Annotated in this window: 22 protein-coding genes; 16 read left to right on the top strand and 6 right to left on the bottom strand. The window is 72.1% G+C overall.

Annotated elements, in window-relative coordinates:
• Positions 1-65 precede the first annotated feature (65 nt).
• Entirely contained in the window at positions 66-854 is a 789-nt protein-coding gene (locus tag ACZ5AJ_RS02870) for an alpha/beta fold hydrolase (protein WP_464136911.1), read from the bottom strand.
• A gap of 125 nt (positions 855-979) precedes the next feature.
• Entirely contained in the window at positions 980-3208 is a 2229-nt protein-coding gene (locus ACZ5AJ_RS02875) for an NADP-dependent isocitrate dehydrogenase (RefSeq protein ID WP_464136912.1), read from the bottom strand.
• Positions 3209-3337: 129 nt separating this feature from the next.
• Between ACZ5AJ_RS02875 and hisD the strand changes: the two genes are divergently transcribed.
• Positions 3338-4675: a histidinol dehydrogenase gene (gene hisD / locus ACZ5AJ_RS02880; RefSeq protein WP_464136914.1), complete on the top strand. Its 1338-nt coding sequence runs from the start codon at positions 3338-3340 to the stop codon at positions 4673-4675.
• A 43-nt stretch (positions 4676-4718) separates the two neighbouring features.
• On the opposite strand, the gene ACZ5AJ_RS02885 is transcribed toward hisD, so the two are convergent.
• Positions 4719-5231, bottom strand: a complete 513-nt coding sequence (locus ACZ5AJ_RS02885; RefSeq protein WP_464136916.1) for a DUF3054 domain-containing protein — start codon at positions 5229-5231, stop codon at positions 4719-4721.
• Positions 5232-5384: 153 nt separating this feature from the next.
• On the opposite strand from ACZ5AJ_RS02885, the gene ACZ5AJ_RS02890 reads away from it, so the two are divergent.
• The 7 genes from ACZ5AJ_RS02890 (at position 5385) to ACZ5AJ_RS02920 (ending at position 10273) form a co-directional block, all read left to right on the top strand.
• Positions 5385-6533, top strand: a complete 1149-nt coding sequence (locus tag ACZ5AJ_RS02890; RefSeq protein WP_464136919.1) for a histidinol-phosphate transaminase — start codon at positions 5385-5387, stop codon at positions 6531-6533.
• Entirely contained in the window at positions 6530-7198 is a 669-nt protein-coding gene (hisB, locus tag ACZ5AJ_RS02895; protein ID WP_464136921.1) for an imidazoleglycerol-phosphate dehydratase HisB, read from the top strand. Before ACZ5AJ_RS02890 ends, hisB begins: the two co-directional genes overlap by 4 nt.
• Positions 7195-7800 (top strand): hypothetical protein, encoded by a 606-nt coding sequence (locus ACZ5AJ_RS02900; RefSeq protein ID WP_464136923.1) that lies wholly within the window; start codon positions 7195-7197, stop codon positions 7798-7800. The genes hisB and ACZ5AJ_RS02900 overlap by 4 nt, the downstream gene beginning before the upstream one ends.
• A complete protein-coding gene (gene hisH / locus ACZ5AJ_RS02905) occupies positions 7797-8474 on the top strand; it encodes an imidazole glycerol phosphate synthase subunit HisH (protein ID WP_464136925.1) in 678 nt (225 codons plus the stop codon). The genes ACZ5AJ_RS02900 and hisH overlap by 4 nt, the downstream gene beginning before the upstream one ends.
• Positions 8471-8629, top strand: a complete 159-nt coding sequence (locus ACZ5AJ_RS02910) for a hypothetical protein (RefSeq protein WP_464136926.1) — start codon at positions 8471-8473, stop codon at positions 8627-8629. Before hisH ends, ACZ5AJ_RS02910 begins: the two co-directional genes overlap by 4 nt.
• Before the next feature lie 77 nt (positions 8630-8706).
• Positions 8707-9441, top strand: coding sequence for a bifunctional 1-(5-phosphoribosyl)-5-((5-phosphoribosylamino)methylideneamino)imidazole-4-carboxamide isomerase/phosphoribosylanthranilate isomerase PriA (gene priA / locus ACZ5AJ_RS02915; RefSeq protein WP_464136928.1), 735 nt, complete (start codon positions 8707-8709; stop codon positions 9439-9441).
• A gap of 4 nt (positions 9442-9445) precedes the next feature.
• On the top strand, positions 9446-10273 hold the full coding sequence (locus ACZ5AJ_RS02920) for an SseB family protein (protein WP_464136929.1): 828 nt from the start codon (positions 9446-9448) through the stop codon (positions 10271-10273).
• A 101-nt stretch (positions 10274-10374) separates the two neighbouring features.
• On the opposite strand, the gene ACZ5AJ_RS02925 is transcribed toward ACZ5AJ_RS02920, so the two are convergent.
• Positions 10375-10770 (bottom strand): DUF1844 domain-containing protein, encoded by a 396-nt coding sequence (locus ACZ5AJ_RS02925; protein WP_464136931.1) that lies wholly within the window; start codon positions 10768-10770, stop codon positions 10375-10377.
• A gap of 467 nt (positions 10771-11237) precedes the next feature.
• Here ACZ5AJ_RS02925 and infC point away from each other — a divergent pair, with 467 nt between their 5' ends.
• The 6 genes from infC to ACZ5AJ_RS02955 all read left to right on the top strand — a co-directional run bounded on the left by infC (position 11238) and on the right by ACZ5AJ_RS02955 (position 16014).
• Complete coding sequence (gene infC, locus ACZ5AJ_RS02930; protein ID WP_464138677.1) at positions 11238-11843, top strand: translation initiation factor IF-3; 606 nt, start codon at positions 11238-11240, stop codon at positions 11841-11843.
• A gap of 58 nt (positions 11844-11901) precedes the next feature.
• On the top strand, positions 11902-12096 hold the full coding sequence (rpmI, locus tag ACZ5AJ_RS02935) for a 50S ribosomal protein L35 (protein WP_464136933.1): 195 nt from the start codon (positions 11902-11904) through the stop codon (positions 12094-12096).
• Between the two features lie 61 nt (positions 12097-12157).
• The gene (gene rplT, locus ACZ5AJ_RS02940) at positions 12158-12538 is read left to right on the top strand and encodes a 50S ribosomal protein L20 (protein ID WP_464136935.1); all 381 of its coding nucleotides are present in this window, start codon (positions 12158-12160) and stop codon (positions 12536-12538) included.
• A gap of 16 nt (positions 12539-12554) precedes the next feature.
• Positions 12555-13433, top strand: coding sequence for a TrmH family RNA methyltransferase (locus ACZ5AJ_RS02945; protein WP_464136936.1), 879 nt, complete (start codon positions 12555-12557; stop codon positions 13431-13433).
• A complete protein-coding gene (locus tag ACZ5AJ_RS02950) occupies positions 13430-15484 on the top strand; it encodes a bifunctional copper resistance protein CopD/cytochrome c oxidase assembly protein (RefSeq protein ID WP_464136938.1) in 2055 nt (684 codons plus the stop codon). The genes ACZ5AJ_RS02945 and ACZ5AJ_RS02950 overlap by 4 nt, the downstream gene beginning before the upstream one ends.
• Positions 15485-15510: 26 nt before the next feature.
• On the top strand, positions 15511-16014 hold the full coding sequence (locus ACZ5AJ_RS02955) for an N-acetyltransferase family protein (protein WP_464136939.1): 504 nt from the start codon (positions 15511-15513) through the stop codon (positions 16012-16014).
• Positions 16015-16099: 85 nt separating this feature from the next.
• On the opposite strand, the gene ACZ5AJ_RS02960 is transcribed toward ACZ5AJ_RS02955, so the two are convergent.
• The gene (locus ACZ5AJ_RS02960; RefSeq protein ID WP_464136940.1) at positions 16100-16720 is read right to left on the bottom strand and encodes an MBL fold metallo-hydrolase; all 621 of its coding nucleotides are present in this window, start codon (positions 16718-16720) and stop codon (positions 16100-16102) included.
• Positions 16717-17817, bottom strand: coding sequence for an S-(hydroxymethyl)mycothiol dehydrogenase (locus tag ACZ5AJ_RS02965; RefSeq protein ID WP_464136942.1), 1101 nt, complete (start codon positions 17815-17817; stop codon positions 16717-16719). Before ACZ5AJ_RS02965 ends, ACZ5AJ_RS02960 begins: the two co-directional genes overlap by 4 nt.
• Before the next feature lie 173 nt (positions 17818-17990).
• Here ACZ5AJ_RS02965 and pheS point away from each other — a divergent pair, with 173 nt between their 5' ends.
• Positions 17991-19112, top strand: coding sequence for a phenylalanine--tRNA ligase subunit alpha (gene pheS / locus ACZ5AJ_RS02970; protein WP_464136944.1), 1122 nt, complete (start codon positions 17991-17993; stop codon positions 19110-19112).
• A 1-nt stretch (position 19113) separates the two neighbouring features.
• Positions 19114-21705 (top strand): phenylalanine--tRNA ligase subunit beta, encoded by a 2592-nt coding sequence (gene pheT, locus ACZ5AJ_RS02975; RefSeq protein ID WP_464136946.1) that lies wholly within the window; start codon positions 19114-19116, stop codon positions 21703-21705.
• Positions 21706-21960: the final 255 nt, after the last annotated feature.

Here is a 21960-nt window from a genome sequence, read left to right on the forward strand (position 1 = left end):
CGAGGAGATCGAGCAGGGCGAGCGGGCCTCGAGGGCCGACCCCGGAGCGCTCCGACGACGGGGATCTACCGGAGGAACGGGAGGACGTGCCGGAGGACCTCGTCGGCCGGCCAGAGGGACCCGCCATGATCACGGCCCGGGAGCGGGACGAAGTCCGCATCGGGCATGAGGGAGGCGGCGCGGCGGGATTCTTCGAAGCGCGAGCCGTCCCGATCGCCGGCCATCCACAGGGAGGGCACCGTGCAGTCCGCGAGTGCGTCGTCATCGATGCCCGACGTGCGATCGGTCGCCTCCAGCAGAGCTGCGACAGCGAGCGGATCCGCGGCGAGGAACGCGGCGCGGGTGGCGCGGTCCCGCTGTGCGACCGCATCCGGTCCGAGGCCCTGGCCGGAGCAGAAGGCCTCCATCCCGCTCTTCCGCACGGTGCCGATCACCCCGGGGAAGAACACCTCGTCCACCGCCCCCTGCTGCGGGGAGGCGGAGCCGCCGATGCTCACCAGACGGCTCACCCGGCCCGGCTGATCGAGTGCGGCGCTCAGGGCGATCCGCGCGCCGAGCGAGTAGCCCATCAGGGCCGCGCGCCCGATCCCCAGCTCGTCGAGCACCGCGAAGAGATCCCTGACGAAGACCTCCTGGGTGTACGCCGCGGCGTCATGGGGCTTCCCGGAGCCGCCATGGCCGCGCAGATCGATGCGGATCACTGTGTGCTCAGCGGTGAGCGGGCCGAGGTATCCCAGGCCGCGCCAGATCGCGCGGGAGAGCACCGAGCCGTGCAGCAGGACGAGAGCGGACCCGCTGCCGGAGAGGTCGGCGCGCAGGGGGACGCCGTCGACGGGGGAGACGATGACAGGCATCGCGGGCATCTCCGAATCTCGCCGGGAGGAGCAGGGCGTCAGGACGATCGGACGGGAGCGAGGACGCCGGTCCGGTCCGTACGCGGACCGGACCGGCGTCCGGAGGAGAGAGGACGTCCTTGCGCTCAGAGCGCGGCGGAGATCTCCTCCAGGATGCGGTTGAAGGTCGCCGACGGGCGCATCACCGCGGCCGCCTTGGCCGGGTCGGGGCGGTAGTAGCCGCCGATGTCGGCAGGGGAGCCCTGCACCGCGAGCAGCTCGCCGGCGATCGTCTCCTCGCCCTCGGTGAGCTCCTTCGCGATCGGGCCGAATGCGGCCTGCAGCTCCGCGTCCTCGCTCTGCGCGGCGAGCTCCTGCGCCCAGTACAGGGCGAGGTAGAAGTGGCTTCCGCGGTTGTCGATGCTGCCGAGACGGCGCTGCGGGGACTTCCCGTTGCTCAGGAGCGTCTCCGTGGCGCGGTCCAGCGCGGCAGCGAGGACCGCGGCGCGCGCGTTGTCCGCCGTGCGGGCGAGGTGGCGCAGCGACTCGGCGAGCGCGAGGAACTCCCCGAGGCTGTCCCAGCGCAGGTAGTCCTCCTCGATGAGCTGCTGGACGTGCTTGGGGGCGGAGCCGCCGGCGCCCGTCTCGAACAGGCCGCCTCCGGCCATCAGCGGGACCACCGAGAGCATCTTGGCGCTCGTGCCCAGCTCCATGATCGGGAACAGGTCCGTCAGGTAGTCGCGCAGCACGTTGCCGGTCACCGAGATGGTGTCCTCGCCGCGGCGCACGCGCTCGAGGGTGTGCTTGGTCGCCTCGACCGGCGAGAGGATGCGCAGGTCGAGCCCCTCGGTGTCCTCCTCGGCGAGATAGGCGTTCACCTTCGCGATGAGGTTGCGGTCATGGGCCCGGGTCTCGTCGAGCCAGAACACGGCCGGCATGCCGGACTCGCGCGAGCGGCGCACGGCCAGCTGCACCCAGTCGCGGATCGGGGCGTCCTTCGCCTGGCAGGCGCGGAAGATGTCGCCGAGGGAGACGTCGTGGGACATGAGCACGGCGCCGGAGCTGTCACGGACCTCCACCCGACCGTCGGCCGGGATCTCGAAGGTCTTGTCGTGGGAGCCGTACTCCTCGGCCTTCTGCGCCATCAGGCCGACGTTCGGGACGGTGCCCATCGTCGTCGGATCGAAGGCGCCGTGGGCCTGGCAGTCCTCGATCGTGGCCTGGTAGACGCCCGCGTAGGACGAGTCCGGGATGACCGCGAGGGTGTCGCGCTCCTCACCGTCGGCGTCCCACATGTGGCCCGAGGTGCGGATCATCGCGGGCATGGAGGCGTCGACGATGACGTCGGAGGGCACGTGCAGGTTCGTGATCCCCTTGTCGGAGTTGACCATGGCGATCGCCGGGCCGTCGGCGAGGTCCTGCTCGACTGCCGCGCGGACGCCCTCGCGGACCGAGTCCTCGAGGTCCTCGACACCGGCGAGGATGCCGCCGAGACCGTTGTTCGGGGACAGGCCCGCTGCGGCCAGGACGTCGCCGAACTGCGTGAACAGGGTGGGGAAGAAGGCGCGCACCGCGTGGCCGAAGATGATCGGGTCGGAGACCTTCATCATGGTGGCCTTCAGATGCAGGGAGAACAGCACTCCCTGCTCCTTCGCCGCGGCGACCTGCGCGCGCAGGAACTCGTCCAGCGCGGCGGCGCGCATGACGGTGGAGTCCACGACCTCGCCCGCGAGCACCGGGATCGAGGCCTTCAGCACCGTCTCGGTGCCGTCGGTCCCCACATGCACGATCGAGAGGTCGTCGTCGGCTGCGAGGACGACGGACTGCTCGCTGGAGCGGAAGTCGTCGGCGCCCATGGTCGCCACGGAGGTCTTCGAGTCGGCGCTCCACTCGCCCATGCGGTGGGGGTGCGCCTTGGCGAAGTTCTTCACCGCGATCGGTGCGCGGCGGTCGGAGTTGCCCTCGCGCAGGACCGGGTTCACGGCGGAGCCCTTGACGGCGTCGTAGCGGGCGCGGACGTCCCGCTCCTCGTCGGTCTCCGGGTTCTCCGGGTAGTCCGGCAGAGCGATTCCGCTGTCCTGCAGCTCCTTGACCGCGGCCTTGAGCTGGGGGACGGAGGCGGAGATGTTGGGAAGCTTGATGATGTTCGCCTCGGGCGTCTTCGCGAGCTCGCCGAGCTCGGCGAGGGCGTCGGCCTCGCGCTGGTCCTCCGGGAGCAGATCGGAGAAGGCCGCGACGATGCGGCCGGCCAGCGAGATGTCGCGCGAGACGACCTCGATCCCGGCGGTGTTCGAGAACGCCTCCAGGATCGGCAGGAACGAGGCGGTGGCCAGCATCGGCGCCTCGTCGGTGTGGGTGTAGATGATGCGCGCCATGTTTCGCGGGGCTCCCTCGGGTCGGTGCGGCATTTGTCTTGACGTCAAGACTATCGGAGGTCGTCGACGACCCCCGGTCAGGTTCCGGACGTCACCACGGTACGGGACGGGCGCTCCTAGACTGGGGGCATGCCGGACACTGATCCCCACCTCGCCGTCATCGACCTGCGCGAGCGCACCCTCGGCCCCGCCGAGCTCGCCGCCGCCCTCCCTCGGGCGGAGATCGACGTGGAGGCCGCCGTCCATGCCGTGCGGCCCGTGGTCGAGGACGTCGCCGCCCGCGGGGCCGACGCCGTGCGCGACGCCTCCGAGCGCTTCGACGGGATCCGGCCCGAGCAGCTGCGCGTGCCCCGCGAGGCCCTGTCCCGCGCGCTCGCCGAGCTCGACCCGGCGATCCGCGGGGCCCTCGAGCAGGCGATCGCGCGCGTGCGCACCGTCGACACCGCCCAGCGCCGCGGCGACGACGCCGTGCAGGTCGTCCCCGGTGGCACCGTCACCCAGCGCTGGGTGCCCGTGCGCAGAGTGGGGCTGTACGTGCCCGGCGGTCGGGCCGTGCTGCCGAGCTCCGTGATCATGAACGTCGTGCCCGCGCAGGTCGCCGGCGTCGGCGAGATCGTCCTGGCGTCCCCGCCGCAGAAGGAGTTCGGCGGTCTGCCGCACCCGACCATCCTGGCCGCCTGCGAGCTGCTGGGGGTGACCGAGGTGGTGGCAGCAGGGGGAGCTCAGGCCATCGCCCTGCTCGCCCATGGTGCCGACGATCTCGGCGACGGGACGGGGCTGGAGCCCGTCGACCTGGTCACCGGGCCCGGCAACGTGTATGTCGTCGCCGCCAAGCGGCTCGTGCGCGGGAGGGTCGGCATCGATGCGGAGGCCGGTCCGACGGAGATCGCGGTGCTCGCCGACGCCACCGCGAACCCGGCCTACGTCGCCGCGGACCTCATCTCGCAGGCCGAGCACGACCCGATGGCCGCGAGCGTCCTGGTCACCGACTCGCCTGCGCTCCTGGACGCCGTCGAGGAGGAGCTGGCCCTCCAGGTGCCCGCCGCCCGCCATGCCGAGCGCATCGCCACCGCGCTGCGCGGCCCGCAGAGCGGCGTCGTGCTCGTGCGGGACCTCGAGCAGGGGCTCTCAGCGGTCGACGCCTACGGGGCCGAGCACCTCGAGATCCAGACGGTCGACGCCGCCGCCGTCGCCGCGCGGGTCACCAACGCGGGCGCCGTCTTCGTCGGCTCGTACGCGCCCGTCAGCCTCGGCGACTACGCAGCGGGCTCGAACCACGTGCTGCCCACGGGAGGGAACTCCCGATTCGACGGAGGTCTCGGCGTGCAGACCTTCCTGCGCGGGATCCACGTCATCGACTACGACCGGGATGCGCTGGAGACCGCCCGCGGCGCCGCGACCGTCCTCGCGGCCGCAGAGGACCTCCCCTCGCACGGTGCCGCGATCGATATCCGCTTCGAGCGCTGAGCTCACTCCGCTCGGTTCGCTCCGCTCGGCTCGGCCGCTCGGTTCACTCCGCGGTCGGGCCGCCGCCGTCGGCAGAGGATCCCGTCCCGACGCTCGACGCGACCCGGCCGGCGGCGGCGTTGCGGCGAGCCTCCTTGGCAGCAGCCCGCTCGGTGCGCTTGCGCGAGCGCGCCTCCCGCCGGGCGGCGACCTCCTCGCGCCGCTCGCCCCTCGTCACCCACAGCGCGACCGCGCGCCAGCCGATCATCAGCACCAGGGTCACCGATGCGGCGACGATCACGAAGGAGGCCTCCGTGCCGGCGCTGAACAGGGTGCGGATCGCCATCGAGGCGCACAGGGTGATGGCCCAGACGAACAGGCCGTGCGGCCAGATGCGGAAGGGGAAGCGCCAGGCTCGGATCGCCAGGTGCCCCAGCAGGACGCCGACGGCGAAGGGCCAGCCCACCAGCACGATGTTCTCGACGGTCAGCTCATAGCCGTGCTGGATGAGGCCGATCGCGACGAACAGCAGCACGGCGAGCAGATCGGCGACGAGTGCGCCCAGGTAGCGGAACATGCTCTCCAGGCTAGCCGGGGACGGCTGGGAGCAGCCGGCGTCGACGACGTGCTGTCCGACGTCACACGGGCCGACGCGCGGCTGCGGGCGAGGACGCTGTCCCGGGGGGCGGGCGCGCAGGCCGCCCCCAGTGCGGACCTCTACGATGGGGGCATGCCCGACCCCAGCATCCTCGCGACCGGAGCGGCACGCCGCGTCGGCCTGCCCGCGCGCCGTCCCGACCTGGTCGGCGTCGAGCCCTATGGCGCCCCGCAGATCGAGGTCCCGCATCTGCTGAACGTCAACGAGAACCCCTTCGGCCCGTCCGCGGCCCTCGCCGAGGACATCGGCCGAGCTGTCGCCGAGGCCGCATCCTCGCTGAACCGCTACCCGGACCGCGAGTTCACCGCCCTGCGCGCCGATCTCGCCGCATTCCTGGCGGAGGAGTCCGGTGTGGAGGCGCCGGCGGTGGAAGCCGTCTGGGCCGCCAACGGATCGAACGAGATCATGCACCAGCTGATGCTGGCGTACGGCGGCCTGGGGCGCACGGCACTCGGGTTCTCGCCGCACTACTCGATGTATCCCGAGTACGCGCGCGACACCTTCACGACCTGGGCCTCGGCCGACCGCGGACCCGCCCCCGAGTTCGCCCTCTCGAAGGACGACCTGCTCGCCGCCATCGCCGAGCACGCCCCCGACATCGTCGTGCTCACGAGCCCGAACAACCCCACCGGCACCGCCCTCGACCCGGCGCTCGTGCGCACCGCCGCCGAGGCGCTCGCGCCGACCGGCGGCATGCTCGTGGTCGACGAGGCCTACGGCGAGTTCCGTCGCGAGGGCGTGCCCAGCGCGCTCGAGCTGCTGGGGGAGTTCCCGAACCTCGTGGTCACCCGCACCATGTCCAAGGCGTTCGCCCTCGCCGGGGGGCGCATCGGGTACCTCGTGGCGGATCCCGAGATCGTCGATGGTCTGCGGGTGGTGCGTCTGCCCTATCATCTGTCGGCCGTCACCCAGGCTGTCGCGCGCACGGCCCTCGCCCATCGGGAGGAGCTGCTCGCGCAGGTCGCCGCGCTCCGCGACGAGCGCGACGCCCTCGTGGCCCATCTGTCCGCGCGCGGACACGTGGTCGCACCGTCGGACGCGAACTTCGTCTACTTCCAGCCGCTGGACACGACCGACCGCCATCGGATCTGGCAGGGGCTGCTCGACCGCGGGGTGCTCATCCGCGAGGTGGGCCCCGCACCGTGGCTGCGGGTGTCCATCGGCACCCCTGAGGACAACTCCGCCTTCCGCTCCGCCCTCCAGGAGGTCGACCCCCGATGACCGACAGCAGCATCGACGCCGCCCCGCCCGCCGACGCCGCCCCGTCCGCCGACGCCGCCGGCCGACGCCGGCGGACGGCGACCATCTCCCGCAGCACGCGGGAGTCCTCCGTCGAGGTCTCCCTCGACGTCGACGGCACCGGCCAGGTGGACGTCTCCACCTCGGTGCCCTTCTTCGACCACATGCTCACGGCACTGGGCACCCACGCCCGGTTCGACCTCACGGTCCGGGCGACCGGTGACATCGAGATCGATGCGCACCACACGGTCGAGGACACCGCCATCGTCCTCGGGCAGGCGCTGCGCGAAGCTCTCGGCGACAAGAAGGGCATCGCCCGCTTCGGAGACGCCCTGGTCCCGCTGGACGAGGCCCTCGCCCAGGCGGTCGTGGACCTGTCCGGCCGCCCCTACTGCGTGCACAGCGGCGAGAGCGAGGCGCAGATCCACCACCTGATCGGCGGCCACTTCACCGGCTCGCTGACGCGTCACGTCTTCGAGTCGATCGCCCATCACGCGGCGATCTGCCTGCACATCCGACTGATCGAGGGTCGCGACCCCCACCATGTGGTCGAGGCGCAGTTCAAGGCGCTCGCCCGCGCCCTGCGGGCCGCCTGCGCCTACGACGAGCGCGTCCTCGACGTCCCCTCCACGAAGGGAGCGCTGTGACCACCGCCGACCGACCCGGGGGCGAGGACCCCCGCGGCGACGACATCGACGCCGAGTTCGCACGCATGATGGAGGGCCTCGAGCTCTCCGACGCGCCGCTCACCGTCGACGACGTCCTGTCCGCCGCATCCGAGGAGGCCGACGGGGAACCGGCCGAGCCGGCCATCGCCGTCGTGGCCACGTCCGTCGACTCAGCCCAGTCGCTCGCCGGAGCGATCCGCCTGGGCGTCGAAGGGCGCACCGACGGTCTCGAGATCCCCTCCGGGACGAGGACCGTCGACACCGACATGGGGGCCATCGCCGTCGGCCCGCTCGCCGAGCAGCTCGCGCACGACCTCGCGGCCATCGCCTCGACCGCCCTCCAGCGCGCCGGCATCGTGCTGTTCTGGCGCCAGGGCGACCGCATGACCGCGACCCGGTACCGCAGCGGAGAGCGGGGAGAGGACGTCTCCCCGGCGATCGTGCTGGGCGCCGTCGACGAGGTCGTCGAGCGCCTGCTGCTCGGCGCGACGACCCTCGAGGAGATCGGCGAGGGATACGATCCGAGCGCGCTGAGCCGCGCCGACGCCCTCAAGTGGGTCTCCCGGAAGAGGAAGCGATGACAGAGAGCCGCGCCCCCTTCGTCGTGGTCCTGGATCACGGCTCCGGCAACGTCCGCTCCGTCGTCCGCGCCCTCGAGGCCGCCGGAGCTCGCGTCGAGCTCACCGCCGATCGCGAGCAGGCCCTCGCGGCCGACGGGCTCGTCGTGCCCGGCGTCGGAGCCTACGAGGCGACCATCCAGCAGGTCCTCGCCGTCGGCGGCGACCGCATCATCGAGCGCCGCCTCGCCGGCGGGCTGCCGGTGCTGGGCATCTGCGTCGGCCTGCAGATCATGTTCGATGCGGGCACCGAGCACGACGTGCGTTCGAAGGGACTGGCGCAATGGCCGGGCGAGGTCACCCGCCTGCAGGCCTCCGTCGTCCCGCACATGGGCTGGAACACCGTCGAGGCCCCTGAAGGGACCCGCCTGCTCGAGGGCATCGAGTCCGAGCGGTTCTACTTCGTGCACTCCTACGGTGCGCGCAGCTGGGAGATGGAGGCCATCGGTCCGATGACCCCGCCCCTGGTCACCTGGGCCGAGCACGGAGGGGACCGGTTCGTCGCCGCCGTGGAGAACGGCGCGCTGACCGCCACCCAGTTCCACCCGGAGAAGTCCGGGGAGGCAGGCGCGCACCTGCTGCGCAACTGGCTCGCCACGCTCCCGCGGCGCGGCGAGCACGGGGGAGACGCGCGATGATCCTCGCCTTCATCCTCCTGTTCGTCGGCTTCATGATGGTCGGGGGTGCCTGGTCGTTCTTCCGGCAGAAGAAGCCGTGGTGGTCGATCATCGCCCTCGCGCTCATCGGCCTCCTCTGCGTCGGCGTCTCGATCTGGCGCATCCAGACCGGCTGATCCGGCTCCCGCATCCTCCCCGCCCCCGACCCGCTGATCCCGCGCCGCACAGCGCGCAGACCACCTGGAGACCTCCCATGACCACCCCCATCCTCGAGCTCCTTCCCGCCGTCGACGTCCAGGGCGGCCAGGCCGTGCGACTCGTCCAGGGCGAGGCGGGCTCCGAGACCGCCTACGGCGCCCCGCTGGACGCCGCCCTCGGATTCCAGGAGGGCGGCGCGAGCTGGCTGCACCTGGTCGACCTCGACGCCGCCTTCGGCCGCGGCTCCAACTCCTCGCTGCTGGCCGAGGTCGTCGCAGCCGTCGACCTGAACGTCGAGCTCTCCGGCGGCATCCGCGACGACGAGTCCCTCGCCGCGGCGCTCGCCACCGGCTGCCGACGCGTCAACCTCGGGACCGCTGCGCTCGAGAACCCCGACTGGACCGCGGAGATCATCGCCGAGCACGGCGATCGCATCGCCGTGGGGCTCGATGTGCGCGGGACGACCCTCGCCGCCCGCGGGTGGACCCGAGACGGCGGGGACCTGTGGGAGACGCTCGAGCGCCTCGACGAGGCCGGCTGCCAGCGCTACGTCGTCACCGACGTGACCAAGGACGGAACGCTCCGCGGACCGAACGTGGACCTGCTGCGCCAGGTGTGCGAGAGGACCGACGCCAAGGTCGTCGCCTCCGGCGGCATCTCTTCCCTCGACGACCTCCGGGCCCTGCGCCAGCTGGTCGCCTCCGGTGTCGAGGGAGCGATCGTCGGCAAGGCCCTGTACGCGGGCGCCTTCACCCTGCCGGAGGCCCTGGACGTCGCCGGGCGGGCGTGACCTGATGAGCGAGGGATCCGCAGGAGGCCCGACGGACGGCTCACCGGAGCAGCCTGCCGCGCACCGGGAGCTGCCCGCGCACTTCCGCGAGAAGTCCCCGCTGACCGATACCGCCGGAGTGCCCTGGAAGGGCCGCGACTACACGGTGAGCCCCTTCCCCGACGACGACGGACAGGCACCGGCGGCTGTCGCCGAGGCCCTGCGGATCCACCGCGGAGGGGGCGACCCCTTCCGGCGCGGCCTGGTCGCCGCGCTCGCCGGATCCCGGCTCCTGGTGCCGATCATGGCGGTCGCGACCGAGACGGGCACGACCGCGCACGGACTCACCGGCGACAACGGCGCCGACATGGCCATGGTCTCGATCACGGGCCCTGACGGATCCCGCACCCTGCCCGTGTTCACCGCCGTCGGTGAGCTCTCCCGCTGGCAGCCCCGGGCGAGGCCCGTTCCCACCCCCGCCGCTCAGGCCGCTCAGGCGGCCGTGCAGGAGGGGATCACCCAGCTGGTGCTCGACCCCGCCTCGGAGGAGGGCGCGATCGTCCTGCAGCGCTCCGCCCTCTGGGCCCTCGCGCAGGGGCGCGACTGGATGCCCCCGCACGAGGACCCGGAGATCGCGGACGAGCTCCGATCGATCGCCGACGGCATCGGCCCCGTGCTCGAGCTCGTCGCCCGCCCGGGCCAGCGCACCGAGGTCGACCTGCTGGTGCGCCTCGCGGACGGACTCGACGCCGGCAGGGTCCAGCAGGTGGTCGGCGATCTGACCGCACGCCTCGGCGCCTCCGTGCTGGTCGCCGATCGCGTCAGCTCGCTGAAGCTCACCCTCGGACGCTGACGCTGACGCTGACGCTGACGCTGACGCTGACGCTGACGCTGACGCTGACGGCGAGCCGGACCAGGCCGGGGCGGGACCGGTTCCGGTGCGCGCGAGAGCCGTCAGCTGACGCGGCCCGTGTACTTCTCCCCGGGCGCCTCGCCGGGAGCATCCGGGAACGGGAGCGCCTCGGCGAAGGCGAGCTGCAGCGAGCGCAGGCCGTCGCGGAGGGAGCGCGCATGCTCATTGCCGATCTCCGGAGCGGCAGCTGACACCAGTCCCGCCAGGGCGGTGATCAGCTTCCGCGCCTCGGCGAGGTCCTGGTACTGCCCCTCGGCCTCGTCCTCGGCGAGTCCTGTCTTGACAGCGGCGGCGCTCATCAGGTGGACGCATGCGCTCGTGATGATCTCGACCGCGGACACGTCGGCGATATCGCGCAGCGCCTCGGATGCGCCCTCGTCGTGCTGATGATCGAGGTCGGCCTCATGCCGATGCTGGTCCTGGACGGAGTCGTTCATGATGGTCCTTCTCTCGTGGTGGGGCGGGGAGCGCAGGGCGCATGGGGTGCAGGATGATCGGCCGCCGCGACGCGCTCGAGGTCCGCAGCGCCGCCGCAGCTCGTGCCCACCCGCGCTCCTCGCAGGTCTCTGCTCGTCGGGGCGACGGAGATCACCTGGACCATCCCGTCGCTCCTGGTAGAGTAGTCGACCGGAACATGTCGAATCGTTCATCGATCCCTCGCCTCGGCTCCTGCCGGCGCAGGCGTCAACCGTTCCTCAAGTGGAGTCCCTCCCACCTCACGGCCCGCAGGCCGTCGGGTCAGTAGCGCAGCCGGACCTCAGGTCCGGGCGGCACCTCGGTGCCTCCTGCCTCAGGGCCTCCGCATGAGCGGGGGCCTTTCGTCATGTGCATGTCGACACCGAGGTGAGGAGCCACCATCAGCGAACAGCGCATCAACGGTCAGATCAGGGTCCCCAAGGTCCTCCTGGTCGGTCCCAACGGCGAGCAGGTCGGGATCGTCCGCGTCGAGGACGCCCTGCGGCTCGCTCAGGAGGCCGATCTCGATCTCGTCGAGGTCGCCCCGGGCGCGAATCCTCCCGTCTGCCGCCTCATGGACTATGGCAAGTACAAGTACGAAGCCAACATGAAGGCCCGTGAAGCGCGGAAGAACCAGGCCAACACCGTCCAGAAGGAAATCCGGATGGGCCTGAAGATCGACAAGCACGACTACGAGACCAAGCGCCGCAACGTCGAGAAGTTCCTCAACGGTGGCGACAAGGTCAAGGTCATCATCCGCTTCCGCGGCCGTGAGCAGTCCCGCCCCGAGATGGGCATCAAGCTGCTCGGCCGCATGGCGGAGGACGTGGCGGAGTTCGGCTTCGTCGAGTCCCACCCTCGCCAGGACGGCCGCAACATGGTGATGGTCCTCGGTCCCCACAAGAAGAAGGCCCAGGCCATGGCCGAGGCGCGCAAGCGTCGGTCGGACGCCGAGAAGGCCGCCTCGAAGTCGGACTCCGCCAAGGCCGCCGAAGCGACCGAGTCCGCTGAGAACGTCGAGACCCCGGCATCCGAGGGCGACCCCCAGTCCTGATCGCCCGTCGCGCCCGTCGCGACGGCCCACGATCCCACTCACGAAGGAGAACAGGCTCATGCCGAAGAACAAGACCCACTCGGGCACCAAGAAGCGCGTCCGGGTGACCGGCTCCGGCAAGCTCATGCGGGAGAAGGCGAACGCCCGCCACCTGCTCGAGCACAAGAGCTCGACCCGCAAGCGCCGCCTCGGCAACGACACCGGTGTGGCCAAGGCCGACACCAAGCGCGTCAAGAAGCTCCTGGGCCGCTGAGCCCCCTCGCGGGATGAGAGTTCCCGCATCACCGAACTCATAACCAGCGAAGGAGAATCACGTGGCACGCGTGAAGCGGGCGGTCAACGCCCAGAAGAAGCGTCGGGAGATCCTCGAGCAGGCCAGCGGCTACCGCGGGCAGCGCTCGCGCCTGTACCGCAAGGCCAAGGAGCAGGTGCTCCACTCGGCGACCTACAACTACCGCGACCGCAAGGTCCGCAAGAGCGACTTCCGTCGCCTGTGGATCCAGCGCATCAACGCCGCCGCTCGCGCCAACGGCATGACCTACAACCGCTTCATCCAGGGCCTCGGCCTCGCGGGTGTCGAGGTCGACCGTCGCATGCTCGCCGAGCTCGCCGTGAACGATGCCGCGGCCTTCGCCGCCCTCGTCGAGGTCGCGAAGAACGCCCTGCCCAAGGACGTCAACGCCCCGGCAGCCTGACATCGCGGCACCAGCGATGCACGAGCGCCCGGACCAGTCTCCGATCACCTCGCCCCGCTCCGAGCGGGTGCGTCGTATCGCCGCACTGTCCGGGCGCTCCGCACGTCGGAAGCAGGGCAGGTTCCGGATCGAGGGGCCGCAGCCTGTGCGCTCCCTCCTCGAACAGCGCGCAGACCTCGTCGATGAGCTGTTCCTGACCGAGCGCGCCGACGCCGACCACCCCGAGCTCGCGCAGCTGGGCGACGTCGCCGGTCTCCGCCCCCGCATGGTCGATGAGGCGATCCTGCGAGCGATGACCCGTGAGGGTGCAGCCGCGGACGGCGGGGAGGCCGTCACCCCGCAGGGAGCCGTCGCCGTCGCGAGGATCCCCCTCCTGGAGGACGACGCGCGGGCCTCTGCCGAAGCCGCGATCGCCCGGCTCGACGCGACGCGTCCGGTCTCGATCCTGGTCCTCCATGAAGTGCGGGACCCCGGGAACGTGGGAACCCTGATCCGCACGGCCGATGCCGCCGGAGCCGACCTCGTGATGCTGACCCGCACCAGCGCCGACCCGTACTCCCCGAAGGCGGTGCGCGCGAGCGCCGGAAGCCTGTTCCACCTCCCTCTCCTCACCGGAGTCGATGCTCCGGACCTCTTGGACGCCCTCGCCTCGCACGAGATCGTCGCGGCAGCCACCAGCGGCTACGCCGACACCGACCTGTTCGAGGCCGACCTGCCCGAGCGCATCGCCTGGATCATGGGCAACGAGGCGCACGGCCTCGATGCGGACACGCTCGCCGCATCACCGCTCGCGGTCCGGATCCCGCTCGCAGGCCGCGCCGAGTCGCTGAACGTGCACACGGCCGCGACAGTCTGCCTGTTCGAGACGATGCGCCGGCGAAGGAGCCCTGCGTGACCACCCGCCACATGGCGGCCCGGACGACTCTCCTCGTCGTCCCCGGGCTGCTGATCCTCAGCGCGCTCACCGCGCTGATCGGCCTCACCGCGAGCGGTGCCGCCGCCCCGAACGCCCTCGTGCCGGCCTCGCCCCTGGTCACCTGGGGCACGCCGGTGGTCCGGGCGCTGCATCACCTGGGCCTGCTCCTCGCCGTCGGCGGCGGAGGGACCGCGGTGCTCCTTCTGCCCGGCCCCTCGCGGCGTGAGGTCACCTCGCTGCAGGGCGGGCGCGGGCGGGCCGTGCGGACGGCTGCGGCCGGAGCCCTGCTGTGGTCGCTCGCCTCCCTCGCGCAGATCCCTCTGAGCGGGCTCGAGGCCACCGGTGCCGGATCCGCGCTGAACCCGTGGGATGTGGCCATGGGTACGGATCTCGGACGGCTCCAGCTGACGATCGCGGTCGTCGCCGCGCTCTCCGCCCTCCTCTCCGCGGTCGCCCGCAGCACCGTCGCCGCGGCCTGGGGCCTCGCCTTCGTGGGCCTCGGGACAGCGATGCTCGGCCTGGAGGGCCACGCCGGGGCGAGCCTCGACCACACCAATGCCGTCAACGCCCTCGCCCTGCACCTGATCGGCGTCACGGTCTGGGCCGGCGGTCTGCTCATGATCGCCCTGCTCGCGCCGCGCCTCTCGGACGACCAGCTGGCCGTGACCGTCCGGCGCTTCTCCCCATGGGCTCTCGCCGCAGTCATCGCCCTCGCTGCCAGCGGCCTGATCAGCGCATCCATCCGACTGTCCTCCTGGACGCAGCTGCTGAGCACCGGGTACGGACGGATCTTGCTGGTCAAGGCGGTCGGCCTCGTCGTCCTGGCTCTCATCGGCTGGTTCCAGCGCCGGCGCCTCGGGGACCGGATCCGCTTCCGCCACCTCGCAGCGACCGAGGGCGTGATCATGGCCGTGGTCATCGGCGCCTCCATCGCGCTCGCTCGAACCGCGCCGCCGGTCGACCAGGAGATCCCCGCCGTCGGCGATCAGAGGACCCTCTCCCTGGTCGGCTACCTCCCACCGGATCGTGCGTTCTCGCCGACCACCATGTTCACCGTCGTCCAGCCCGACTGGGTGGCCCTTCTGATCGCCCTCGCCATGGCCGGGTTCTACATCTCCGGAGTCGTGCGTCTGCGGCGACGCGGGGATGAGTGGCCGATTCTGCGCGCGGTGCTGTGGGTCGCCGGGTGCATCGCCTTCGCCTGGGTGATGAGCGGCGGCGCCGCCGCCTGGGGCAGGTTCCGCTTCGACGCCCACATGGTCCAGCACATGGCGATGATGATGATCGTCCCGCCGCTGTGGGTTCTGGGCGGACCGGTCACCCTGCTCTCGCGTGCCTGCACCCCCCGCACCGACGGTTCCCGGGGACTGCGCGAATGGGTGCTCGCCGCGCTCCACTCCGGATACGCGCGGGTGGTCTCGAGCCCGCCGCTGGCCGGGCTGCTGTTCGCCGGCTCCCTCGTGGTCTTCTACTTCACGCCGCTGTTCGAGCTGTCCATGCGCACCCACGTGGGGCACGTGGCGATGACCGTGCACTTCCTGCTCGCCGGCTACCTCTTCGCCTGGGTGCTCATCGGCGTGGACCCGTCGCAGAAGCCGATCAACCCGGTCCTCAAGCTCATCACCCTGCTCGTCACCCTCGCCTTCCACGCCTTCTTCGGCATCGCCCTGTACTCGGCGACCTGGCTCGTGGCGCAGGACTGGTACCTCGACCTGGGCCTGTACCCGGTGGATCGGCTCGTGCTGATCCAGGCGCGCGGCGCGTCGATCATGTGGGCGGTCTCGGAGATCCCCACCGTGCTCTACGCGGTCCTCATGGTGCTCATGTGGATCCGCTCCGAGGACCGCCGCGCCCGCCAGTACGACCGCAGGGCGGACCGCGACGGCGACGCGGAGCTCACCGCCTACAACGCGTACCTCGCGGGGCTGCGCGGGGAGAGCGGGACCACCGGCGGCGGCGACCCGGCGGGGCCGACGGACGGCTCCGGAACGGGTTCCTCCGATCCGTCCCCCACCCCCACCTCACGGTGAGCCGATCCGGCCGGTAGCGTCGGGACATGGCCTCTCCCTCGTCCGCCCCCGTCGTCCGGCCCGCCCGGATCTCCGACGCCGACGCGATCGGCGCCATGCATCTCGCGTCGTGGGTCGAGACGTACACCGGCCTGGCCGATGCCTCCTTCTGGGAGCGTGCGACCGTCGAGCGCTCCACCGCGAGCTGGCGACGGCTCCTCGACGCAGGACATGGGGCGATCCTCGCCGAGATCGACGGTCAGGTCGTCGGGATCGCCGCCGTCGACGAGTCCTCGGCGCGGGACGGGGTCCCGCCTCTCCGCCGGCGGGAGCTGACGAACCTCTACGTGCTGCAGGCGCTTCACGGCACGGGACTGGGGCAGTCGCTGCTGGACGCCGTCCTCCCGCATCGGGCCGCGGCCCAGCTGTGGGTGGCGCACGGGAATCCTCGTGCCCGGAGGTTCTACGAGCGCAACGGCTTCGCCGCCGACGGCGCGGAGAACGACGGGTCCGTATTCGGAGGCATCGCCGCCCTGCGCATGGTCCGCTGACCGTCGCACGTGCCCTCGCACGGACACGGGGCGGCCCCGGTCGGTCCGTGGGGACCGTCCGGGGCCGTCACCGGTGAAGGGGGGCTCAGAGCCAGTCGCCGCGGGCGCGCTCCTGCTCCTCGCCGATGCTCGTGTCGTCCCCGTGCCCGGTGTGGACCACCGTCGCGGGATCCATGACGAACAGCCGCTCGCGGATCGACTCCTCGATGGTCTCCCGCGAGGAGAAGGAGCGGCCGGTCGCACCCGGGCCGCCCTGGAACAGGGTGTCCCCGGTCATCACGGACTGCAGCTGGTCGAGGTGGTAGCAGGTCGAGCCGGGGGAGTGGCCGGGCGTGTGCACCGCCTCGATGTCCACGCCCGCGACGGTGAACATATCCCCGTCCTCGACGTCGGCGTCCCAGGGCAGGTCGCCGTGGGTGAGCTTCCAGACCTCCCCGTCGAGAGGGTTCAGGAGGATCGGCGCCTCGAGCGCCTCGGAGAGCTCCGGGGCGAAGCGCACGTGGTCGTCGTGCGCGTGGGTGAGCAGGATGCCCACGCACTCGCGCTCGCCCACGAGGCGCACGATCGCCTCGACGTCGTGCGGGGCGTCGAAGACGACGCACTGCTCGTCATCGCCCAGGACCCACACGTTGTTGTCGACGTCGAAGGTCTGCCCGTCGAGGGTGAAGGTGCCGGAGGTGACGGTCTTCTCGAGCCGCGCGGTCATCGGCCCACCACCGCCACGGTGCGCAGCGTGCCGCCCTCGTGGAGCGAGTCCAGCGCCCCGTCCACGCCCGCGAGATCGGTATGGCCGGTGACGAAGCGGTCCAGCGGCAGGCGGCCCTGCAGGAACAGATCGGTGAGGTAGGGGAAGTCCCGCTCGGGCAGGCAGTCGCCGTACCAGGAGGACTTCAGCGCGCCGCCGCGGCCGAACACGTCCAGCAGCGGGAGGGTGAGCTCCACGCCCGGGCGGGGCACACCCACGAGCACCACGCGGCCCGCGAGGTCGCGCGCGTAGAAGGCGGTCTCGTAGGTCTGGGGGATGCCGACGGCGTCGACGACCACGTCCGCGCCGAAGCCGCCGGTGAGCTCCTGGACCTTCTCGGCCACCTCCTGCGGGGAGAGGCCGCCGGTGGCGAGGGTGTGGGTGGCGCCGAGCTCCTCGGCCGCGGCGAGCTTCTTCTCGTCGACGTCGAGGCCGATGATCGTGGTGGCGCCTGCGAGCTTCGCGCCTGCGATCGCCGCGCAGCCCACTCCGCCGAGGCCGATCACGGCCACGGACTCGCCGCGCTGCACCTGGCCGGTGTTCATCGCGGCGCCGAGGCCCGCCATGACGCCGCAGCCCAGCAGGCCGGCGACCTCGGCGGGGGCGTCCTCGGAGACCTTCGTGCACTGGCCCTCGTGGACGAGGGTCTTCTCCGCGAAGGAGCCGATGCCCAGCGCGGCGGTGAGCTCGGTGCCGTCGGGGAGGGTCATCTTCTGCGAGGCGTTGTGGGTCGCGAAGCAGTACTGCGGCACGCCCTTCTTGCACGCGCGGCACTCGCCGCACACGGCGCGCCAGTTCAGCACCACGTAGTCGCCGACCTCGACGTGGGTGACGGCCTCGCCGACCACGGAGACGCGGCCCGCGGACTCGTGGCCCAGCAGGAAGGGGAACTCGTCGTTGATGCCGCCGTCGCGGTAGGCGAGGTCGGTGTGGCAGACGCCGGTGGCCTCCACGTCGACGATCACGTCGTGCGGGCCGGGATCGGGGATGACGATGTCGACGAGCTCGGCCGGCTGGTTCTCGGCGCGGGCGATGACACCCTTCACGGTGGTGGGCATGAGGTGCTCCTTCGTTCCTGAGGGGCGGACCGCACCAGGCTATCGGTGAGCGGGGACGGCCGGGACGGGCCCCGTTCCTTTATCCCCGACACCACGTCCACAACGTCATTACCCGCAACACCTAGAATGGTCCGCGGTGCCCGCCCCGCGGCCGGCGCCCCCTGAACCGACGGATGAGAGCGATACCCGTGTCCGAGACTTCTCCCGCGCCCGACGGGCCGGCGATCGACGAGCAGGCGATCACTGCCGCCGTGGACGCCGCGCTCGCCGCGATCGCCGCGGCCACCGACACCGCGACCCTCAAGCAGGTGCGCATCGACCACGTGGGCGACGCGAGCGTGCTCACCACCGCGAACCGTGCCATCAAGGACCTGCCCAAGGACCAGAAGGCCGCCGCGGGCAAGCTCGTGGGCCAGGGCAAGGGCCGCGTGCAGCAGGCGCTCGCCGCGCGCCAGGGCGAGCTCGCCGCCGCCGAGGAGGAGGCCGCGCTCGCCGCGGAGACCGTGGACATGACCCTGCCCACGGACCGTCGTCCCCGCGGCGCCGCGCACCCGCTGACCACGCTCACCGACCGCATCGAGGACTTCTTCGTCGGCCTCGGCTGGGAGATCGCGGAGGGCCCGGAGGCGGAGTCGTCCTGGCTGAACTTCGACGCCCTCAACGCGGACCCGGAGCACCCCTCGCGCTCGCTGCAGGACACCCTGTACCTCGCGCCCGAGGGCTCCGGCATGCTGCTGCGTACCCAGACCTCGCCGGTGCAGATCCGCGCCATGCTCGAGCGCGGCGCCCCGCTGTACGTCGCCTGTCCCGGCACCGTCTACCGGGCCGACGAGATCGACGCGACCCACTTGCCTGTGTTCCACCAGGTCGAGGGGCTCGCGATCGACAAGGGCCTGACCATGGCGAACCTCGTCGGCACCCTCGACGCGCTCGCCGCGCACCTGTTCGGCGGCGCCCCGGTCACCCGCCTGCGCCCCAACCACTTCCCCTTCACCGAGCCGAGCGCGGAGATGGACTTCCGCTGCTTCTCCTGCGACGCACGCCTCGGCCCGGACCACGACGCCGACCCGGAGTGCCGGGTCTGCGGCGGCACCGGCTGGATCGAGATGGGCGGCTGCGGCATGGTCCACCCGAACGTGCTCCGCGCCGCCGGCGTGGACCCCGAGCAGTACCAGGGCTTCGCCTTCGGCCTGGGCATCGAGCGCATCCTCATGTTGCGCAACAGCGTCGCGGACATGCGCGACATGGAGGAGGGCGACGTCCGCTTCTCCCAGCACTACGGGACGGAGATCTGACATGCCTCGCATTCCCCTGACCTGGCTCGCCGAGCACGTCGCCCTGCCCGCGGGCACCGGCGCCCAGCAGGTCGCCACCGACCTCTCCCGCGTGGGGCTCGAGGAGGAGGCGATCTTCGGCGCCCAGGTGACCGGGCCCCTCGTCGTCGGCCGCGTGCTCGAGCTCGTCAAGGAGCCGCAGAAGAACGGCAAGACCATCAACTGGGTGCGCGTGGACGTCGGCCCCGAGCACAACGAGGACCTCGACGACCCCAAGGACCCGCAGCCCGGCGAGGAGCGCCCCAGCCGCGGCATCATCTGCGGCGCGCATAACTTCGTCGAGGGTGACCTCGTCGTCGTGTCCCTGCCCGGCACCGTGCTGCCCGGCGACTTCGCGATCGCCGCGCGGAAGACCTACGGCCACACCTCCGACGGCATGATCTGCTCCGGCGACGAGCTGGGCCTGGGCCCGGACCCCGACGGCGAGGACGGCATCATCGTCCTCGGCCGCGGGCACGCGAAGGGCCTCACCGGTGAGCCCGGCGACGACGCGATCGCCCTGCTGGGCCTCGCCGACGAGGTCGTCGAGATCAACGTGACCCCGGACCGCGGCTACTGCTTCGCCATGCGCGGCGTGGCCCGCGAGTACTCGCACGCGACCGGCGCCGCCTACACGGACCCCGCGCTCACGGTCGAGGTCCCCGACCTGACCCCCGGCGGCGTGGCCGTCGAGCGGCGCGACGACGCCCCGGTCCGCGGCGAGCAGGGCTGCACCCGCTTCGTGGCCCTCGAGGTCACCGGCGTGGACCCCTCCGCGCAGACCCCGCGCTGGATGGCCCGCCGCCTCACCCTCGCCGGCATGCGCCCGATCTCCCTGATCGTCGACGTCACCAACTACGTGATGCTCGACCTCGGCCAGCCGCTGCACGCCTACGACGCCGCGCTCGTCCAGGCGCCGATCGTGGTGCGCCGCGCCCGGGCGGGGGAGACGCTCACGACGCTCGACGACGTGCAGCGCACCCTCGATCCCGAGGACCTGCTCATCACCGACGGCGAGGACGGCTCCCGCGTGCTCGGCCTCGCCGGCGTCATGGGCGGCGCGGACACCGAGGTCTCCGCGAGCACGACGGACATCGTCCTCGAGGCCGCGACCTTCGACCCCGTCACCGTGGCCCGCACCGCGCGCCGCCACCGCCTGCCCTCCGAGGCGTCCAAGCGCTTCGAGCGCGGCGTGGACCCCGAGCTGCCGCTCGTCGCGGCGACCCGGGCCGCCCAGCTGATCGTCGAGCACGGCGGCGGCACGATCGCCTCCGTCGTCACCGACGACGGCGCCGTCGCGCCCGCCGCGCCGATCCGCATCGCCGTCGACGCGGCCGAGCGGGTCGTGGGCATCCCCTACACCCCCACGCAGGTCCGCGACAGCCTCGAGCAGATCGGCTGCACCGTCGAGCCCGACGGCGAGGACCACCTCGTGGTGACCCCGCCCAGCTGGCGCGGCGACCTCGCCATCGCCGAGGACCTCGTCGAGGAGATCGCGCGCCTCGTCGGCTACGCGGAGATCCCCTCCCAGCTGCCCAGCGCCCCCGCCGGTCGCGGCCTCACCCGCGCCCAGCGCGCCCGCCGCGCCGCCGTCCGGGCGCTCGTCGAGGCCGGCCTCGTCGAGGTGAGCTCCGCGCCCTTCGTCGCCGAGGACGTGCACGACCGTCTCCGCTACGACGCGCAGGACGAGCGCCGTGCCGCGGTGCGGGTCCTGAACCCCCTCGCCGAGGACGAGCCGCTGCTGCGCACCGCGCTGCTGCAGAGCCTGCTGCCCGTCGCGCGCCGCAACCTCGGCCGCGGTGAGGAGTCCGTCGCGATCCTCCAGCGCGGCTCGGTGTTCCGTGCCGCGGCCGGCGGCGCCGCCCCGGTGCCCGCCCCCGCGGCCCGCCCCTCCGAGGCGGAGCTCGCGGCGATCGCCGGTGCGCTGCCCGCGCAGACCGCCGTGCTCGCCGCGGTCGTCGGCGGTGCGTCCGGTCCCGACTCCTGGCAGGGCGAGCCCGAGGCCTGGGGCTGGGCCGACGCCCTGGACCTCGCCCGTCGTGCCGCCGCCGCGGTGGGCGCCGAGCTCGAGGTGCGCCAGCGCGAGATCGCCCCGCTGCACCCCGGCCGCGGTGCGGAGCTGCGCGTGCTCACCGCCGAGGGCGAGAGCTCCGTGGTGGGTCTCGCCGGCGAGCTGCACCCCGCGGTGATCAAGGAGTTCGGCCTCCCTGCCCGGACCGCGGTGCTCGAGCTCGATCTCGAGGCGGTCATCGCCGCCGCCCCCGCCGTGGTCCTCGCCGCGCCGGTGCCGACCTTCCCGCCCGCCAAGGAGGACTTCGCCTTCGTGGTCAAGGAGTCCGTGCCCGCGAGCGCCGTGGAGGCCGCGATCCTGGTGGGCGCGGGCGACCTCGCCGAGCGGGTCCACCTCTTCGACGTCTTCACCGGCGAGCAGATCGGTGAGGGGAGCAAGTCCCTCGCCTTCGCGGTGCGGCTGCGCTCCGCGGAGGGCACCCTCTCGGCGAAGGAGATCGGCGCTGCGCGCGACCGGATCGTCGCGGCGGTCGCGAGCGCGGTGGGCGGTGAGCTGCGGGCCTAAGACAGAGCCGTTGACGACTCCCGCCCTGGAAATCGAGTCAGGTGCGCAGAAGATGAAGCGCGTGGGGCTTAGGTCCGATTCTGATACGAGGAGGATTGGGCGATGCCCGAGCAAGTACCGCCGTCGTTCCGCGAGCGTGCGATACGGATGGTCACCGACGGGATGGAGGCCGCTGACGGCCTGACGCAGTGTCAGGTGATCAAGGAGGTTACTCCGAAGCTGAACGTTTCAAAGGACTCGCTGCGGCATTGGGCC

Source organism: Brachybacterium zhongshanense (assembly GCF_055385755.1).

Coding starts and splice junctions, on each gene's coding strand:
- ACZ5AJ_RS02870 (WP_464136911.1), bottom strand. CDS start 854: ATGCCTGTCATCGTCTCCCCCGTCGACGGCGTCCCCCTGCGCGCCGAC.
- ACZ5AJ_RS02875 (WP_464136912.1), bottom strand. CDS start 3,208: ATGGCGCGCATCATCTACACCCACACCGACGAGGCGCCGATGCTGGCC.
- hisD (WP_464136914.1), top strand. CDS start 3,338: ATGCCGGACACTGATCCCCACCTCGCCGTCATCGACCTGCGCGAGCGC.
- ACZ5AJ_RS02885 (WP_464136916.1), bottom strand. CDS start 5,231: ATGTTCCGCTACCTGGGCGCACTCGTCGCCGATCTGCTCGCCGTGCTG.
- ACZ5AJ_RS02890 (WP_464136919.1), top strand. CDS start 5,385: ATGCCCGACCCCAGCATCCTCGCGACCGGAGCGGCACGCCGCGTCGGC.
- hisB (WP_464136921.1), top strand. CDS start 6,530: ATGACCGACAGCAGCATCGACGCCGCCCCGCCCGCCGACGCCGCCCCG.
- hisH (WP_464136925.1), top strand. CDS start 7,797: ATGACAGAGAGCCGCGCCCCCTTCGTCGTGGTCCTGGATCACGGCTCC.
- ACZ5AJ_RS02910 (WP_464136926.1), top strand. CDS start 8,471: ATGATCCTCGCCTTCATCCTCCTGTTCGTCGGCTTCATGATGGTCGGG.
- priA (WP_464136928.1), top strand. CDS start 8,707: ATGACCACCCCCATCCTCGAGCTCCTTCCCGCCGTCGACGTCCAGGGC.
- ACZ5AJ_RS02920 (WP_464136929.1), top strand. CDS start 9,446: ATGAGCGAGGGATCCGCAGGAGGCCCGACGGACGGCTCACCGGAGCAG.
- ACZ5AJ_RS02925 (WP_464136931.1), bottom strand. CDS start 10,770: ATGAACGACTCCGTCCAGGACCAGCATCGGCATGAGGCCGACCTCGAT.
- rpmI (WP_464136933.1), top strand. CDS start 11,902: ATGCCGAAGAACAAGACCCACTCGGGCACCAAGAAGCGCGTCCGGGTG.
- ACZ5AJ_RS02945 (WP_464136936.1), top strand. CDS start 12,555: ATGCACGAGCGCCCGGACCAGTCTCCGATCACCTCGCCCCGCTCCGAG.
- ACZ5AJ_RS02955 (WP_464136939.1), top strand. CDS start 15,511: ATGGCCTCTCCCTCGTCCGCCCCCGTCGTCCGGCCCGCCCGGATCTCC.
- ACZ5AJ_RS02960 (WP_464136940.1), bottom strand. CDS start 16,720: ATGACCGCGCGGCTCGAGAAGACCGTCACCTCCGGCACCTTCACCCTC.
- ACZ5AJ_RS02965 (WP_464136942.1), bottom strand. CDS start 17,817: ATGCCCACCACCGTGAAGGGTGTCATCGCCCGCGCCGAGAACCAGCCG.
- pheS (WP_464136944.1), top strand. CDS start 17,991: ATGAGAGCGATACCCGTGTCCGAGACTTCTCCCGCGCCCGACGGGCCG.
- pheT (WP_464136946.1), top strand. CDS start 19,114: ATGCCTCGCATTCCCCTGACCTGGCTCGCCGAGCACGTCGCCCTGCCC.